The organism is Streptomyces sp. NPDC047525, assembly GCF_040643025.1.
Taxonomy (GTDB): Bacteria; Actinomycetota; Actinomycetes; order Streptomycetales; family Streptomycetaceae; genus Streptomyces; species Streptomyces durmitorensis.
This window is the reverse complement of record NZ_JBEYTL010000006.1, coordinates 95,539-110,153: the sequence shown is the minus strand read 5'-3', so window position 1 is coordinate 110,153 and position 14,615 is coordinate 95,539. Positions and strand designations below refer to the sequence as shown.

Sequence of the window (14,615 nt, the reverse complement as noted above, 5' to 3'; positions counted from 1 at the left end):
TGGGCCGAGCGCCCCTCCGGGAGTCCTGCCGGGAGCCCCGCCGAGCTCCCCGCCGCGCATCAGGCGTCCCCGTACGCCTCCCCGCCGAGCTCGAACACCGCGCTGCCCGCGGTCGCGTCCGCGAGCCAGGCCGTGAAGGCCTCCACGTCGGCGTCGGGAAGGCCGATCTCGATGGTCACCGCGTCCCCGTAGCGGACGTCACGCACCGTGCGCCCCGCCGACCGCAGGTCGTTCTGGATCTTTCCCGCCCGCTGGTGGTCGACCGTGACGGTGGCGAGCCTGAAGCGCCTGCGGGTCAGCGTGCCGACCGCGTCGAGCGCCTCGCCGACCGCTCCTCCGTAGGCCCTGATCAGTCCGCCCGCACCGAGCTTGACCCCTCCGTAGTAGCGGGTCACGACGGCGACGACGTACCGCATGTCGCGGCGCAGCAGCATCTGGAGCATCGGCACACCGGCGGTCCCGCCGGGCTCGCCGTCGTCGCTGGCCTTCTGCACCCCGGCGTCGGCCCCGATGACGTACGCGAAGCAGTTGTGCGACGCGGACGGGTGCTCCTTGCGGATGCGCGCGACGAAGTCCTGGGCCTCCCCCTCGGTGGCCGCGGGCGCGAGGGCGCACAGGAAGCGCGAGCGGTTGATCTCGGTCTCGTGCACGGCCTCGCGGGCCACTGTGCGGTACTCGTCGTGCATCACGCCAGCGTAGGCCCCCGCGCAGACCACGGCCCCGGTACGGTGATCCGTTGTGACGTCACCTTCGAATCACTTGAGCCAAGTCCCCCGCGGCACCGACGTGTTGGAGTCGCTGCTCGCCGCTGCGCCCGTCACCGTCGTGGAGACCCGCGAGGACCCGGCCGACCCCTTCCTGTTCCCCGAGGAGGCGAACGTCGTGGCGCGGGCCGTGGACAAGCGGCGCCGCGAATTCGCCACGGTCCGGCAGTGCGCCCGTACCGCCCTGTCCGAACTCGGCATACCGCCCGTGCCGATCCTGCCGGGTCCCAAGGGCGCACCGCGCTGGCCCGACGGCATCGTCGGCAGCATGACGCACTGCGTGGGCTACCGCGCCGCGGTCGTGGCCCGCTCCTCGGCGGTCCGGTCCATCGGCATCGACGCGGAGCCCGCCGCTCCGCTCGCCGACGCCGACGTCCTGAAGCTTGTCTCGGACGAGACGGAGCGCGCGGCCCTCGCCGGACTCGGCATCCGGCACCCGGACGTCCCCTGGGACCGGCTGCTCTTCAGCGCCAAGGAGTCCGTCTACAAGACGTGGTTCCCGCTCACCGGGCGCTGGCTCGGCTTCGAGGACGCCCGCCTCGACCTCGATCCGGACGGCACGTTCAGCGCGGCGCTCCTCGTCCCCGGACCGCGCGTGGCGGGCCGCGAGCTGACGGGGTTCCGGGGCACCTGGCAGATACGCGACGGCATCGCCGTCACCGCCATCGTCCTGCCCCTCACTCCTGCGGAGTCCGGTACGTAGGGACGCCGCCCAGCCACGTGCCGAGCACGCGCACGTGCCGGATGGCCATCGGGTCGACCGCGCGCGGGTCGGCGGAGAGCAGGACCAGATCCGCGGGCGCGCCGGGCACGAGCGCGACGCGGTCGTCGGCGCCCGCCTGGTGCGCGACGCCGCTGGTGGCCGCGGCCAGCGCCTGTTCCACGGTGAGCCGCTGGTGCGGGGTCCAGCCGTCCTGCGGAATCCCGTCGAACGTGCGCCTGGTGACGGCGACTTGGATGCCCTCCAGCGGCTCGTGCGAGCTGACGGGCCAGTCGCTGCCGAAGGAGAGCCGCACCCCGTCGCGCGCCAACTCCCCCATGGGGTACTGCCGGTCGGACCGTTCGGCGCCGATCCGCGGCATCGACAGATCGGTCTGGAGCGGGTCGGGCTGCGCCCACAGGGGTTCGAAGTTGGCGATGACGCCGAGCGCGGCGAAGCGCGGCAGGTCGGCCGGGTCGACGAGCTGGACATGGGTGATCACGGGCCGCCGGTCCCAGGCCGGATTGGCGAGGACCGCGGACTGAACCGCGTCGAGCGCGGCCCGTACGCCCGCGTCCCCGATGGCGTGGATGTGCGTCTGGAAGCCGTCGGCGTCGAACGCGCACACCGCTTCGGCGAGCGCGCGCGGCTCCCACACCGGCATGCCGCAGCTGTGCGGCGCGTCCAGATAGGGGTCGAGCAGCGCGGCCGTACCGCCCTCGATCACGCCGTCGCTGAAGTACTTCACCGTGCGCGCCGACAGCAGCGGGCCTCCCTCGGCCGCCACGCGCCCGCGCGCCGCGTCGAACTGCTCCCGCTGTTTGCGCCAGTGGTCGGGGTCGGCGCGCTGGGCCAGGTCCACGCGGACGCTCAGGGCGTCGTGCCGGACCGCCGCGAGGTAGGCATCGACCATCTCCGGTTCGACCCAGGCGTCCTGCACCCAGGTGATGCCCGCACGCGCGTACGCCTGACCGGCGCGGCGCACGGCTTCGACCAGTTCGGCCTCGTCGCGGGCCGGCACCTGATCGAGCACCAGGTCGCAGGCGTGCCACTCGCGCAGCGTGCCCAGGGGCGAGCCGTCGGGGCACCGGACGATCCAGCCGAGGCGCGGATCCGGCGTCGCGTCATGCACGCCTGCCCGGCGCAGCGCCTCCGTGTTGCACCACACCGTGTGGTAGTCGTACGCCCGCAGCACGACGGGCCGCCCGGCCACCGCCGCGTCGAGCCATCGCGCGTCGAACTCGCCGCCGGGCGCGAGCGCGGGGTCGTAGGAAGCGCCGACGATCCACTCCGCGTCCGGGTGCGCGGCGGCCCACCGTCCGACCTCCGCGACGATCGCGTCGACCGAGGTGAGGTCCTTGATCTGCGGCCCGAAGCTCTCCAGACCGCCGAAGAGCGGGTGGGCGTGCCCGTCGCCGAAGGCGGCAAGGAGCAGCCCGTCACCCAACTCGACCACGTCGTCCGCCACTTCGGCGAGCGCGCGGGCCTCATCCCCGAGTGCGACGACGCGTCCGTCGCGCACCGCGAGTGCCGTCGTGTCCGGATGGGCGTCGCTTCCGGTGCGCACCGCCCCCAGGAACACCCGCGTTCCCGTCTCTTCCCTCATGCCGCCCTGCCCCTCCGTCACACGCTCTCCGCGTCCACCGTCGTCAGCCGTTCGTACGCCCGCGGATCACGCCGCCGGATCCACCGGGCCCTTGCCACCCCCGCCGCGAACAGGACGGGCAGCGGTGCGACGAGTGCCGCGTTGACGCCGTTCGAAGCCCCCGTCAGGAGATCGAGGTTGGCACACACCAGGGCGATCAGTACCGCGAGGCCCGCGCAGGCGGTCAGCGGGGCCGCGACCACCCGCCAGGCGGGCATGCCCCGGCGCTCGCGCCGGAAGAATCCGTACACCGCGAGCGCGGCGAGCGCCTGCAGCAGCATCACGCCGAGGATTCCGGAGCCGTTGCTCCACAGAAAGGTGACGGTGTACGGATCCGCGCCGGAGGCGACGGTCACGGCGACCACGGCCAGCGCGATGACCGACTGCGTCACGACCGCTGTCACGGGGGCCCGCGTCTTCGGCGACACGGCGGCGAGGCGGCGCGGCAGCAGCCCTTCGCGGCCCAGGGCGTAGAAGTAGCGGGCGGCGCCGTTGTGGAAGGCGAGGGTCGCGGCGAAGGCGCTGGTGATGATCAGTACGTGCAGGGAGTCGGCGGCCCAGGCCCCGGCGAACCGCTCGGTGGCCGTGAAGACCATGTCGGCACCGCCCTCCCCATTGGCGATGTCCTGGGCGCGGTCGGATCCATAGGCGTTGATGATCATCCACACCGTGAAGGTGTAGAAGAGCGCGAGGAACGCCACGGCGATGTAGGTGGCGCGCGGCACCGTGCGCTCCGGCTCCCTCGCCTCCTCCGCGTAGATGGCCGTCGCCTCGAACCCGACGAAGGCGCCGACGGCGAGCACGAACATGCCGCCGACGCCCGATCCGCCCAGGTGCTCCGGGGAGAGCGTGCCCAGGTCGAGCCCGCGCGGCCCGCCGCCGTGCGCGAGCAGCCCGGCCTCGAAGACCAGCAGCACGAGGACTTCGAGGACCAGCGCGACACCGAGGACCTTGGCGCTGAACGTGACCTTCAGATAGCCGAGCACACCGATGGCGACGAGCCCGGCGAGCGCCCAGATCCACCAGGCGACGCGCACCCCGGTCAGGTCGTCGAACCCGGACTCGGTGAACCACCCGAAGGCGACGAGCAGTCCGACCTCGATGGCGTTGTACGAGAAGAGCGCGACGTAGGCGGACCCCGCTCCCGCCGGGCGTCCGAGACCGCGGCCGATGTAGGCGTAGAAGGCTCCGGCGTTGCGGACGAAGCGGCTCATCGCGGTGAATCCGGCCGCGAAGACGATGAGCAGCAGCCCCGACATCAGGTAGCCGAGCGGCGCCGCCTCGCCCGCCATGCCGATCGCCAGCGGGGCCACTCCGGCCATCACGGTCAGCGGCGCGGCCGCGGCCACGACGAAGAAGACGAGATCTCCGGTGCCGACGGCGCCGCCGCTCAGGCCCTTGGCGGCGCGGGAGGTGGGTGCGGTCACGCGGACACTCCAAGCGGTCAGGCACGCAGGTCCGAAAACTAAAGCCTTTAGTCCGGCCTTGGCAGGACCGTACTCTGCACACGGGCGGCTGTGAAGACCCCGTCCGGAGAAGGGAGTTGCCAGGCCATGGGCAGAGGGAGACCTCGCATACCGGTGCTCAGCGCGGACCTGATAGCGCGGGAGGCCCTCGCGCTGATCGACGCCGAGGGGGCCGACGCGTTCAGCCTGTCCCGCCTGGCCGAGCGGCTCGGTGTGAAGACCGCCTCGCTCTACAACCATCTGGACGGCCGCGCGGAGGTCATCGAGGGCGTACGGCGCCTGATCGTGGAGGAGATGGACGTCTCCGCCTTCGACACGCTGCCGTGGCCCGACGCCCTTGCCGCGTGGGCCCGTTCGTACCGCGACGCCTTTGCCGGGCACCCGCACTCGATCGACCTGCTGGCCACGACGACCATCAGCTCGCCTGCCACGCTCAGCATGTACGAGGCGGTCGTCGCGGCGCTGGCCCGTGGCGGCTGGCCGCAGGAACGCCTGGTCGCGGCGCTGACCAGCGTCGAGTCCTTCCTTCTCGGCTCGGCGCTCGATCTCGTGGCGCCGCCGCTGATGATCGACCCCGCCGGGCACGCGCCCCGGGTGCCCGTCCTGGCCGCCGCGCTGGACAGTGCTGTCGGCGGCGACAAGGCGGGGCGGGCCGATGAGGCGTTCGCGGCGGGGCTCGACGCGCTGGTCCGCGGCCTCGTGGCTCAACTCGCGGAGTTCCGCGGGGAGTAGAACGGTGAGTTCCGGGGGGGGCGGACGGTCAGAAGCGGTCAGAGGCCGCGCGTGGGATCGGCGAGTGTCTCCCAGAACATCGCCTCGTAGCGCTGCAACAGCTTGCCGTGGCGCAGAGCGGTCCCTGTCGCGTCCAGGCCCCGGTCCATGCCCGCGTGCACCGCGGCGAGCGCCTGCCGCTCCAGGTCGGGCGCGGGCTCCGCGAAGAAGGCGAAGAACGCGCAGGCCTCGTCGCTGAAGCCGTAGTGGACGGGAAGCGCCTGGGCCAGCGTCGCACAACAGGCGCCCCAGGCAGCGAAGTTGGCGTTCAGGGCGAGGACCACGTCGACGGGGGTGCCGTTCAGGGCGAGCCAGGCCACGTACGCCGGATAGGCCTGGCAGCCGACGCTCGGTTCGTACGCGTCGGCGTCGGCCTTGTCCACGCCGCACGCCGCGACCAGGGCGCCGAGCCGTTCGAAGGCGAGCGTCTCGCCTTCGGCGAGGGTGCGGAAGAAGGCCGCGCACTCGGCTTCCCCCGCGGCGGCCGAGCGTTCGGCCAGGTGCAGGAAGGAGCGGCGGTCGGCGGGGATCACGGAGCGCTGCTCCAGAGCGAGAGCGGCGATCGCGGAACGGTGCGCGGTGCCGTCCGCGAACCGCGGGACGAGCGGGTTGGCCGCCGGGTCGGGTGCGAGCCGCGCGGCCACGGCGTCGAGCAGCTCCTGTGCGGTCCGTGTCATCGTCCGTCCTCCCTGCCGTCGGCGGAACTTCTCGGCACCCCTGTTAGTTTCTACACTACTGTAGAAACAAGAAATCAACGTACGGAGCTCTCATGGCCCTGTGGGACCGCGTCAAGGAATCCGCATCGACGATGCAGACCCAGCTCATGGCGAAGAAGAACGACCTCAAGAGCGGCGCCTTCCGCGACTCCAGTATGGCGATGTGCGCCCTCGTGGCGGCCGCTGACGGCTCGATCGATCCGTCCGAGCGACAGCGCGTGGCCCAGCTCATCGCCACCAACGAAGTACTGCAGAACTTCTCCGCCGACGAGCTGCGCCGCCGCTTCGAGGAGTACGTCGACAAGCTGACCGCCGACTTCGCGTTCGGCAAGGTCAGCGTGTTGCAGGAGGTCGCCAAGGCGAAGAAGAAGCCCGCCGAGGCGCGCGCCGTGATCCAGATCGGCATCGTCATCGGCGGCGCGGACGGCGACTTCGACCAGACGGAGCGGGCCGTCGTGCGGGAGGCGTGCTTCGCGCTCGACCTGCCGCCGCACGAGTTCGACCTCTGAACCACCGCCGCCGGAGGGGCTCGCGGTGCGGCGGCCCAGGTGGCGGGCCGCCTCCGTTCACCGCGAGCCCTCGGGTCGCAGGCCCGCTACACCGCGCCCGCCGGCCCCAGGAGCCCCCGCAGCATCCGCTCGTCGTCGGCCGAGAGCGTGGTGACGAAACTGGCGAGGACGGCCCCCCGGTCGCGTTCGCCGTCGAGCACCTTGCGCATCCGCAGCGCGGCGAGCCCCGCCCCGCCCGCCGCCGAACTCCACGCGAACGACCGGCCCACGCGCTCGCGCGTGACGGCGCTCTTGGCCAGCAGCCGGGTCAGGATCGTCATCACCGTGGTGTACGCGAGATCCCCGCCGATACGTTCCTGCACCCAGGCCGCGTTCACCGGCCCCGCCGCGCCGTGCAGCACCGCGAGCACCTGCGCCTCCAACTCGCCCTGCGCACGCCGACGGAGGCGGGGCTGCCGCGCTTCGTGTTCGTGCCGCTCCATGCCCGCGTCCCTCCCGGATGCCCGGCCATCTGTCCCGACGGCTGTCTTGACGGCTCTCTTGACGGCCCCTTGAGGAGCGCCACATCGTAACGGGACGCAGTACCGGGACGAGGTGCCGGGACGCGACACACCCGCTACTTCTACAGTGCTGTAGATTTTCCACTCCGGCCCTGACCAAGGCCGGTACGCACTTCACCTCAGGACATCAGGAGGACATCGTGGGAGTTTCCCTGGCCAAGGGCGGCAATGTCTCGCTCAGCAAGGAGGCCCCCGGCCTCACCGCCGTCCTGGTCGGCCTGGGCTGGGACGTCCGCACGACCACCGGCACGGACTACGACCTCGACGCGAGCGCACTGCTCTGCGACGAATCGGGGAAGGTCGTCTCCGACGAGCACTTCATCTTCTACAACAACCTCAAGAGCCCCGACGGTTCGGTCGAGCACACCGGCGACAACCTCACCGGTGAGGGCGAGGGCGACGACGAGGCCGTGAAGGTGAACCTCGCGGCGGTCCCCGGCACGATCACGAAGATCGTCTTCCCGGTCTCCATCCACGACGCCGAGAACCGCGGCCAGAGCTTCGGCCAGGTCCGCAACGCCTTCATCCGCGTGGTCAACCAGGCCGACAACGTGGAGATCGCCCGCTACGACCTCTCCGAGGACGCCTCGACCGAGACCGCCATGGTCTTCGGCGAGCTCTACCGCCACGGCACGGAGTGGAAATTCCGCGCGGTCGGCCAGGGTTATGCCAGTGGGCTGCGCGGCATCGCGTCGGACTTCGGCGTGCATGTCTGACGCACGCGCCCATCCACCCACCATCGGCGGCAGAAGGAGCGGGACGTGTACGGCGATCCGGCAACAGTGCGCAAGATCCTGACGGAGCTCGGGGACACCTGGGCGGTCGTGGGCCTTTCCACGAACGAGGAACGAGCGGCGTACGGGGTCGCGGGCGTCCTGCAGCGCTATGGCAAGCGCGTCGTCCCCATCCACCCGAAGGCCGAGACGGTGCACGGCGAGAAGGGCTACCCGTCCCTCTCCGCCGTGCCCTTCAAGATCGACGTCGTGGACGTCTTCCTCAACAGCGCCCTCGCGGGCCAGGCAGCCGAGGAAGCCGTCGCGATCGGCGCACAGGCGGTCTGGTTCCAGCTGGGCGTCATCGACGAGGCGGCGTACGAGCGGACGCGGGCGGCAGGCCTGGACATGGTGATGGACCGCTGCCCGGCGATCGAACTGCCGATGCTGGGGTAACGCTCCGCCGGGGGTGCGGTGCGGGTGCGCGGGCCCGGTGACCGGCCCGCGGGCCGGTGGTCGTGGGGTTCCCCGCGCCCCTGACGGGCGCGGGGAACCCCACCGTCAACCCACCCGCCGCAGCGCCCTCTCCCGTCGCGCCGCCACGCTGGAGCCCGACTCCCTGCGTGCCATGCGGCGCAGCACGACCGGGGCCACGAGCAGGCCGAGCACGGCCCAGGCGCCCAGCACCCCGGCCGTCTCCCAGTGCCGCCAGGATGCGGCGATCTCGATCCCGGCCGCGCCGTCCGGCAGCAGCGCCGAGCGCATGCCGAGACCGAGCCAGTAGATGGGGAACGCCTGAGCGACCCATTGCAGCCAGTCCGGCATCGCGGTGATCGGGTAGAAGATGCCGGAGATCGCGATCATGCCCAGGACCGGCAGCTGGATCAGGCCCTGACTGCGCGCGCTGGTGAACACCGAGCCGAGGACCGCGCCGATGGGCAGGGTCGCGACCATGCCCAGGAGAAGGACCCAGGTCAGCGTCGCCCAGGAGCCGGGGCCGCCGATCGCGAGGCCCCCGACGACGAAGATCCCGGGGATCAGCAGGATCGCCAGGTCGGCGAGAAGGCCGCCCGCCACGGAGACGACCTTGCCGATGAGGTAGCCCGGCATCCCGTGCGGCGTCGCCTTGGCGCGCAGCAGGGTGCCGTCCTCGCGTTCGGCGGTGAGCGCCTGGCTCATGCTGACCATGCCCATCGCGGCGTTCATGCCCAGGATGCTCGGCAGGGCGAGGGTGCCGAGCAGGAGTCCGCTGGTGCCGAACGCCGTGTCCCGCATGAAGAACATGACGGTCAGCATCAGGACCGGCCAGAGCAGATGCGACAGCACGTCACCGCCGTTGGTGAAGGACTGCCGCAGTTCGATCAGGCCACGGCTCCAGCCCGCCCGGACCGCCACGCTCGTCGTACTCGTCGCGTTCACAGGGCCACCGCCTTCGCGGTCCCGCGCGTCGTGCCGGTCCCGTACGCCGTCCCGGTCTCGCCCTCGCCTCGGACCAGCGCCAGATAGGTGTCCTCCAACGAGGCCCTGCGGACCTCCAGTTCGCTCACGCCATCGCCGTACTCGCGGAACAACTCACGGACAAAGGACGTCGATTCGGCCGTCGACTTCACGAACTGCCGCCCCTCGCACGTCCAGCGCACCTCGTCCTCGCCCGCGATCCGCCGCGCCAGCTCGTCCGCCGAACCGTCCGCGATGATCCGTCCCCCGGAGAGGATCATGATGCGGTCGGCGAGCCTGCCCGCCTCGTGCAGGTCGTGCGTGGTGAGCAGGATCGTGGTCCGGTGATCGTCGGCGAGGCGGTGGACGAGTTCGTGGAACTCCTGCCTGGCCTCCGGGTCGAAGCCCGCGGTGGGCTCGTCCAGGAACAGCAGTTCCGGGCGGCCCACGATGCCGATCGCCACGTCCAGCCTGCGCCGCTGGCCGCCGGACAGCGTCTTGACCTTCTTGCCCGCGTGCGCGGTCAGGCCGACCGCCGCCATGAGTTCGTCGGTGTCCCACGGCCGCCGGATCGTACCGGTGGAGTAGGGGGCGTAGTACGTCCCGAGGTGCGCGAGCAGCTCGCGCACCCGCCACTTGCCGTGGTCGCGCCAGGACTGCAGGACGACCCCGATGCGCGCACGCCATGCCTCGGTGCCGAGCGCCGGATCCGTGCCGAGCACCCTGACCCGGCCCGCCGAGCGCATGCGGAACCCTTCCATGATCTCGATGGTGGTGGTCTTGCCCGCCCCGTTGGGCCCGAGCAGGGCGACCACCTCGCCGTGCCGGGCCCGGAACGTCACGTCGCGCAGCACGTCCGCCGTGCCGTAGCGCATGCGCAGCCCCTCGACATCGAGCACGACGTCCTCGCTCGTCGTCGTCACGTCAACTCCTCGCCGTATCCGTGCAGATGTCGGCGAAGCTACGTTGCGTTCAGTGAGCCATCAATGAATAACTGACCTGGAAACCGTCCCCAGTAGGGGATTTCAAGGATCTGTTGCAATGAACTTGCCGATGAACGCAAGGAGGTCCACGCGTATGCCGGGAGGCAGGCTGACCCACCAGGACCGCAGGCACATCGGCGCGGGGCTCGCCGAGGGGCTCAAGTACACCGAGATCGCCAGGAGCCTCGGCAGACCGACGTCGACCATCAGCCGTGAGGTGACCCGCAACGGCGGCCCCGACGCGTACCGCGTCGACCACGCCCACCTCGCCACCGAACGACGCGCCCGCCGGCGCAGGCAGATCCCTCGCCGCGAGCCGGCCGCACCCGCCGACGCGTACGGACGCGACCCCGATGCCGTACGCGACTTCGCCGAGCAGCTCGCGGCGCTCATGGTCAGGACCGGGGTGCCCCGCATGGCCGCGCGGGTCCTTGCCCGCCTGATCACCGATGACTCGGGCAGTCTCACCGCCGCCGACCTCGTCCGGCGGCTGCGGGTCAGCGCCGCTTCGGTGTCCAAGGCCGTGGGCTATCTGGAGGGCCTTGAGGTGATCGGCCGCGTACGCGATCCGGGGCACCGTCGCGAGCGGTACGTCATCGACGACGACGTCTGGCTCAGCGCCTGGATGGCGAGCGCCCAGAAGCACGCGATGTGGGCCGAGACCGCACAGCGAGGGGTCGACGTCCTCGACGCGGCGACCCCCGCGGGCTCGCGGCTGGCCCAGATGAGCCAGTTCTTCGCGACGCTCAGCGACGACATGAGCGGCGGCACGGAAACCGTCGACGACGCCCTGACCGTGCTGGCCGCACTGCGGCACGCGGGCGCATCCCTGACGGAGCACCAACTGGCCGCAGCGCTGGGCTGGCCCCGGGATCGCGTCACCGGTGCACTGCTCCTCACCGGACCGGACCGGCTCACTCCGGAGCAGCTCAAGGCCTTGGGGCGACCTGCCTCCTAGCCGTGGCCGCCGGGGAGAAGGGGGGAAGCGCCCCGCACGCCGGGCAGTCAGGGTGCGGGGCACTTCGTGCGGGGGCCGCTACGGGATGTCCGCGCGGAACTTCTCCGTCAGGTCCGCGCCGCGGATCACGTCGCCCGAGTGGTACTTGAGACCCCACGCGTCGATCACCGAACCGTCGGCGAACATGCAGGCGGAGACGACGTTCGAGGGGTTGGTCTCGCCCTTCTTGGCCCAGCCTCCGCCGTCCGTCGGCTTCGGGCCGTACAGGGCGGTGCCGTTGATGGACTTGCAGTAGCCGAGGGACGGGTTGCCGGGGTGGCCGCCCGGGTCGGCGGGCTTGTGGACGTAGGCGAGCGCGGCCAGCGTGGGCTTGTCCGCGGCGAGGCTGTCGGCGCCAATCGTGATCTTGGTGCCGTCCTCGCCGGTGAAGACGCACATCTCGCGTTCGCCGCCGAGCCGGACGATCTGCGTTCCGGTCTTGGTGTAGTACGGGACCTGCTTCTGTGCGGCACCGCCCTGCTTCTTGCACCAAGTGGCGTCGGCGGACGCGCGCTTGGCGGCGGGCCCGGCCGCGGGCGCGGCGGGGCTGTCGGCGGCGTTGGCCGCGACGGCACTGCCCGAGAGCAACAACGCGACGCCCACGGAAAGGACTTGGGAACGCTTCACGCTTCCTCCAGAGAGGGGACACAGGGGACGGCAGCTGTGATCGGCAATATCTTCGGGAGGCTTTCCGCGCAGGTCAACGCGTTGCCGCAGGCTCGCGGGCGGCTGAGCGAAGTCGACGCGATCGGCTGAGCGGGACCCGTCTGACGTGGGGCGACGAGGGGCGTGATCCGGCCAGTAACGCACCGGTAACAGGCCGGTGGGAGCGAGCGGTTAGAGTGACTGGCCTCATGGGCGGCACGGGCGGAACGGCACACGCGTACGACACTCAGGGGAGCCCAGGCACCTCTCCCCCCGTGCTCCGCATCCAGTTGCTCGGCGGCTTCCGTGCGGAGCGGACCGACGGGGTGCAGCCCGCCGAGCGGTGGCCACGCCCCAGCGCCCGGACGCTGGTGAAACTGCTCGCCCTCGCCCCGGGGCACCAGCTGCACCGCGAGCACATCATGGCGGCGTGCTGGCCGCACGCGGAACTCCCGGCCGCCCAGCGGAACGTGCGGGTGGTGGTGCACGCGGCACGCCACGCCCTCGAGCCCGAACTGACGCCCCGGTCGGCATCCTCGTACCTGGTGACCGACGGGGCACTGCTGCGCCTGGCCCCGGGCGCGGTCCAGGTCGACACGGACCGCGCCCAGACCCTGGCCGAAAGTGCGCTGTCCGACGGTGACACACCCCAACTGGCCGCCGCGCTGGCCGCGTTCACCGGAGAGCTGCTCCCCGAGGACCGCTACGCCCCCTGGGCCGAACCGCACCGCACCCGGCTAGCCGAGCTGCGCGACCGGGTCGTGCTCGCCCTCGCGGAGGCGCAGCTCGCGGCGGGCGAGGCGCAGGAGGCCTGCGCGAGCGCGCGCCTCCTCCTGGAGTCCGCCCCCGCGGACGAGCGGGCCCACCGCGTGCTGATCAGAGCCTGGCTGCGGCAGGGGATGCGGCGCGCGGCGATCCGGCAGTACGAGCTGTGCGCGCAGGCCCTCGACGCCGCCGACCCGGGAGCGCGTCCGGGCCCCGAGACGGCAGCGCTCCACCGCGCTGCGCTCGACCGGCCCGCCGAGCCCGAGGCGGATGCCGCACGGGTGCGCGTGGCCTTGGCCCGCACCCTGGAGCGTTCGGGCCGCTACGCCGAGGCGATCCGCGTCCTGCGGGAGGCGCTGACGGCGTACGAACTCCAACACAGTGCCGACGCCCGTACGTTGACGGCCACCCGCCTCGCGGAGATCCTGGCCCACACCGCGACGCCGCGGGAGGCCCGCACGGTCCTCGACGCCCACCCGCCGGGTCCTGACGCCGCGGCGGACGTGCGGGCGGCGCACCGCATGGCGGAGTCGATGATCCTTTTCCACGAGGGGCGGTACGAGGCGGGGCTCGCGGCGGCGCGCGGCGCGCACGTGGTTCTCGGGCCGGACGCGGACGGCACCCTGCTCGCGCGATGCCTGGCCCAACAGGCCATCTGCCACGGCCTGTTGGGATGCCACGAGGACGCCATCGAGCCTGCCGAGCAGGCGCTCGCACCGGCCGAGGAGTCCGGCGACCCGGCCCTCCTCGCCACCGTCCTGTCCGTCCTGCGCGAGAACGCGCGCCGCGCGGGGCTGCACCGCAAGGCGCTCGGCCACGGGCGGCGCGCCCTCACCCTCGCCGAACAGGCCGGGCGGCCCACGGCCACCGCCTTCGAGCGCGCCAACCTCGCCGAGATCCATCTGCTGCTCGGCGAGGCGGACGAGGCGGAGCAGCTCGCGGACGCGGCCGTCGGCCTGGCCGAGCCGTTCGGCGGCACGGTCCTCGCGTTCGCGCTCACGGCGCTCGCCCGGGTGCGGACGGCCGTCGATCCGGACCGTGCCCGCGCCCTCCTCGACCGGGCCGAGCGCTGTGCCGCCGACGGCGGGCACCAGCAGGCCGTGGACGAGGTGCGGGCGGCGCGCGCGGAGCTGGCCGCCCGCACGGGCTGAGGCCGCCCGGCGTCTTGACCGGGCGGCCTCAGGGCGGCGCGTCAGGCTGCGGCGCCCGCGAGCGCGGGGCGCTCCGCCTCCCGCAGCCGCTCCATCAGCGCGATGCGGGCCCGCGCCACACGCGAGCGGACCGTGCCCACCGGACAGCCGGTGAGCAGCGCGGCCTCCGCGTAGGGCAGCCCCAGGAGCTGGGTGAGGACGAAGGCCTCACGCCGCTCGTCGGGCAGCGTCGCGAGCAGGTCGGCGAGGACCACGCCGTCGTCGAAGCCCGGCAGCCCTCTGGGCTGGGCGCGCTCCGCGGCGGACTGCCAGTCGTCCGTGTCGGACAGACGGGGCCGGGCCGCGGCGTGCCGCAGGCTGTCGATCACCGCGCGCCGGGCGATGGAGAGCAGCCATGTGCGGGCGGACGAGCGCCCTTCGAAACGGTGCAGGCTGCCGAGGGCCCGCAGGAACGTGTCCTGCGTCAGGTCGTCGGCGGCCTGCGGGTCGCCGCCGAGGTACGTCACGTACCGGCGGACGTCCCGGTGCAGGGCGCGTACGAAGTGCTCGACCGCTTCGGGGTCTCCGGTGCGGGCGGCGAGCGCCCAGGCCGTTATCGACTCGTCGGGTGAGCTGGGCAGGGCAGGAATGATCACCTGGTGTCCTTCTCGGGATCCGGGATCCGGGTACGCCGCACCTACATGCGTCCGGCGTATCCGGTGAGGGGGGTACGGCCGCGCGCGAGTGCGTACGACCGATGCCCGAGCCGCCCGGCCGCGCGCGATGCGGCGCGCGGGAACGGCGTCGGGGAACC

16 protein-coding genes are annotated in these 14,615 nt (G+C 72.3%); 7 read left to right on the top strand and 9 right to left on the bottom strand.

The window, feature by feature from the left end:
• Window positions 1-59: 59 nt before the first annotated feature.
• On the bottom strand, window positions 60-686 hold the full coding sequence (locus ABZ833_RS18670; RefSeq protein WP_361047810.1) for a YigZ family protein: 627 nt from the start codon (window positions 684-686) through the stop codon (window positions 60-62).
• Window positions 687-798: 112 nt separating this feature from the next.
• Here ABZ833_RS18670 and ABZ833_RS18665 point away from each other — a divergent pair, with 112 nt between their 5' ends.
• Complete coding sequence (locus ABZ833_RS18665) at window positions 799-1,467, top strand: 4'-phosphopantetheinyl transferase superfamily protein (protein WP_361048737.1); 669 nt, start codon at window positions 799-801, stop codon at window positions 1,465-1,467.
• Here the strand turns inward: ABZ833_RS18665 and ABZ833_RS18660 are convergent.
• Together ABZ833_RS18660 and ABZ833_RS18655 are read right to left on the bottom strand one after the other, a co-directional pair.
• Window positions 1,442-3,070 (bottom strand): amidohydrolase, encoded by a 1,629-nt coding sequence (locus tag ABZ833_RS18660; protein WP_361047809.1) that lies wholly within the window; start codon window positions 3,068-3,070, stop codon window positions 1,442-1,444. The genes ABZ833_RS18665 and ABZ833_RS18660 overlap by 26 nt on opposite strands.
• A gap of 17 nt (window positions 3,071-3,087) precedes the next feature.
• A complete protein-coding gene (locus ABZ833_RS18655; RefSeq protein ID WP_361047807.1) occupies window positions 3,088-4,536 on the bottom strand; it encodes an APC family permease in 1,449 nt (482 codons plus the stop codon).
• 126 nt (window positions 4,537-4,662) lie between these two features.
• On the opposite strand from ABZ833_RS18655, the gene ABZ833_RS18650 reads away from it, so the two are divergent.
• Complete coding sequence (locus ABZ833_RS18650; RefSeq protein WP_361047804.1) at window positions 4,663-5,307, top strand: TetR/AcrR family transcriptional regulator C-terminal domain-containing protein; 645 nt, start codon at window positions 4,663-4,665, stop codon at window positions 5,305-5,307.
• A gap of 38 nt (window positions 5,308-5,345) precedes the next feature.
• On the opposite strand, the gene ABZ833_RS18645 is transcribed toward ABZ833_RS18650, so the two are convergent.
• Window positions 5,346-6,023 carry a transcriptional regulator gene (locus tag ABZ833_RS18645; RefSeq protein ID WP_361047802.1) on the bottom strand — a complete coding sequence of 226 codons (678 nt, stop codon included), beginning with the start codon at window positions 6,021-6,023 and terminating at the stop codon, window positions 5,346-5,348.
• A 92-nt stretch (window positions 6,024-6,115) separates the two neighbouring features.
• Between ABZ833_RS18645 and ABZ833_RS18640 the strand changes: the two genes are divergently transcribed.
• Window positions 6,116-6,571, top strand: a complete 456-nt coding sequence (locus ABZ833_RS18640; RefSeq protein WP_361047800.1) for a TerB family tellurite resistance protein — start codon at window positions 6,116-6,118, stop codon at window positions 6,569-6,571.
• Window positions 6,572-6,657: 86 nt separating this feature from the next.
• On the opposite strand, the gene ABZ833_RS18635 is transcribed toward ABZ833_RS18640, so the two are convergent.
• Complete coding sequence (locus tag ABZ833_RS18635; protein ID WP_361047797.1) at window positions 6,658-7,053, bottom strand: BlaI/MecI/CopY family transcriptional regulator; 396 nt, start codon at window positions 7,051-7,053, stop codon at window positions 6,658-6,660.
• Window positions 7,054-7,271: 218 nt separating this feature from the next.
• Here ABZ833_RS18635 and ABZ833_RS18630 point away from each other — a divergent pair, with 218 nt between their 5' ends.
• Window positions 7,272-7,847, top strand: a complete 576-nt coding sequence (locus tag ABZ833_RS18630; RefSeq protein WP_361047795.1) for a TerD family protein — start codon at window positions 7,272-7,274, stop codon at window positions 7,845-7,847.
• A gap of 45 nt (window positions 7,848-7,892) precedes the next feature.
• On the top strand, window positions 7,893-8,300 hold the full coding sequence (locus ABZ833_RS18625; protein ID WP_361047793.1) for a CoA-binding protein: 408 nt from the start codon (window positions 7,893-7,895) through the stop codon (window positions 8,298-8,300).
• A 105-nt stretch (window positions 8,301-8,405) separates the two neighbouring features.
• On the opposite strand, the gene ABZ833_RS18620 is transcribed toward ABZ833_RS18625, so the two are convergent.
• Both ABZ833_RS18620 and ABZ833_RS18615 read right to left on the bottom strand, forming a co-directional pair.
• Entirely contained in the window at window positions 8,406-9,263 is an 858-nt protein-coding gene (locus ABZ833_RS18620; protein ID WP_361047790.1) for an ABC transporter permease, read from the bottom strand.
• Window positions 9,260-10,156 carry an ABC transporter ATP-binding protein gene (locus ABZ833_RS18615; RefSeq protein ID WP_361048735.1) on the bottom strand — a complete coding sequence of 299 codons (897 nt, stop codon included), beginning with the start codon at window positions 10,154-10,156 and terminating at the stop codon, window positions 9,260-9,262. The genes ABZ833_RS18620 and ABZ833_RS18615 overlap by 4 nt, the downstream gene beginning before the upstream one ends.
• A 202-nt stretch (window positions 10,157-10,358) precedes the next feature.
• Between ABZ833_RS18615 and ABZ833_RS18610 the strand changes: the two genes are divergently transcribed.
• Window positions 10,359-11,222: a MarR family transcriptional regulator gene (locus ABZ833_RS18610; protein WP_361047788.1), complete on the top strand. Its 864-nt coding sequence runs from the start codon at window positions 10,359-10,361 to the stop codon at window positions 11,220-11,222.
• Window positions 11,223-11,300: 78 nt separating this feature from the next.
• Here ABZ833_RS18610 and ABZ833_RS18605 read toward each other — a convergent pair whose 3' ends face one another.
• Window positions 11,301-11,888, bottom strand: a complete 588-nt coding sequence (locus tag ABZ833_RS18605; protein ID WP_361047786.1) for a hypothetical protein — start codon at window positions 11,886-11,888, stop codon at window positions 11,301-11,303.
• A 293-nt stretch (window positions 11,889-12,181) separates the two neighbouring features.
• Between ABZ833_RS18605 and ABZ833_RS18600 the strand changes: the two genes are divergently transcribed.
• Window positions 12,182-13,822, top strand: coding sequence for a BTAD domain-containing putative transcriptional regulator (locus tag ABZ833_RS18600; RefSeq protein ID WP_361047783.1), 1,641 nt, complete (start codon window positions 12,182-12,184; stop codon window positions 13,820-13,822).
• A gap of 41 nt (window positions 13,823-13,863) precedes the next feature.
• Here the strand turns inward: ABZ833_RS18600 and ABZ833_RS18595 are convergent, their stop codons facing one another.
• Window positions 13,864-14,457: a sigma-70 family RNA polymerase sigma factor gene (locus tag ABZ833_RS18595; protein WP_361047780.1), complete on the bottom strand. Its 594-nt coding sequence runs from the start codon at window positions 14,455-14,457 to the stop codon at window positions 13,864-13,866.
• Between the last annotated feature and the right edge of the window lie 158 nt (window positions 14,458-14,615).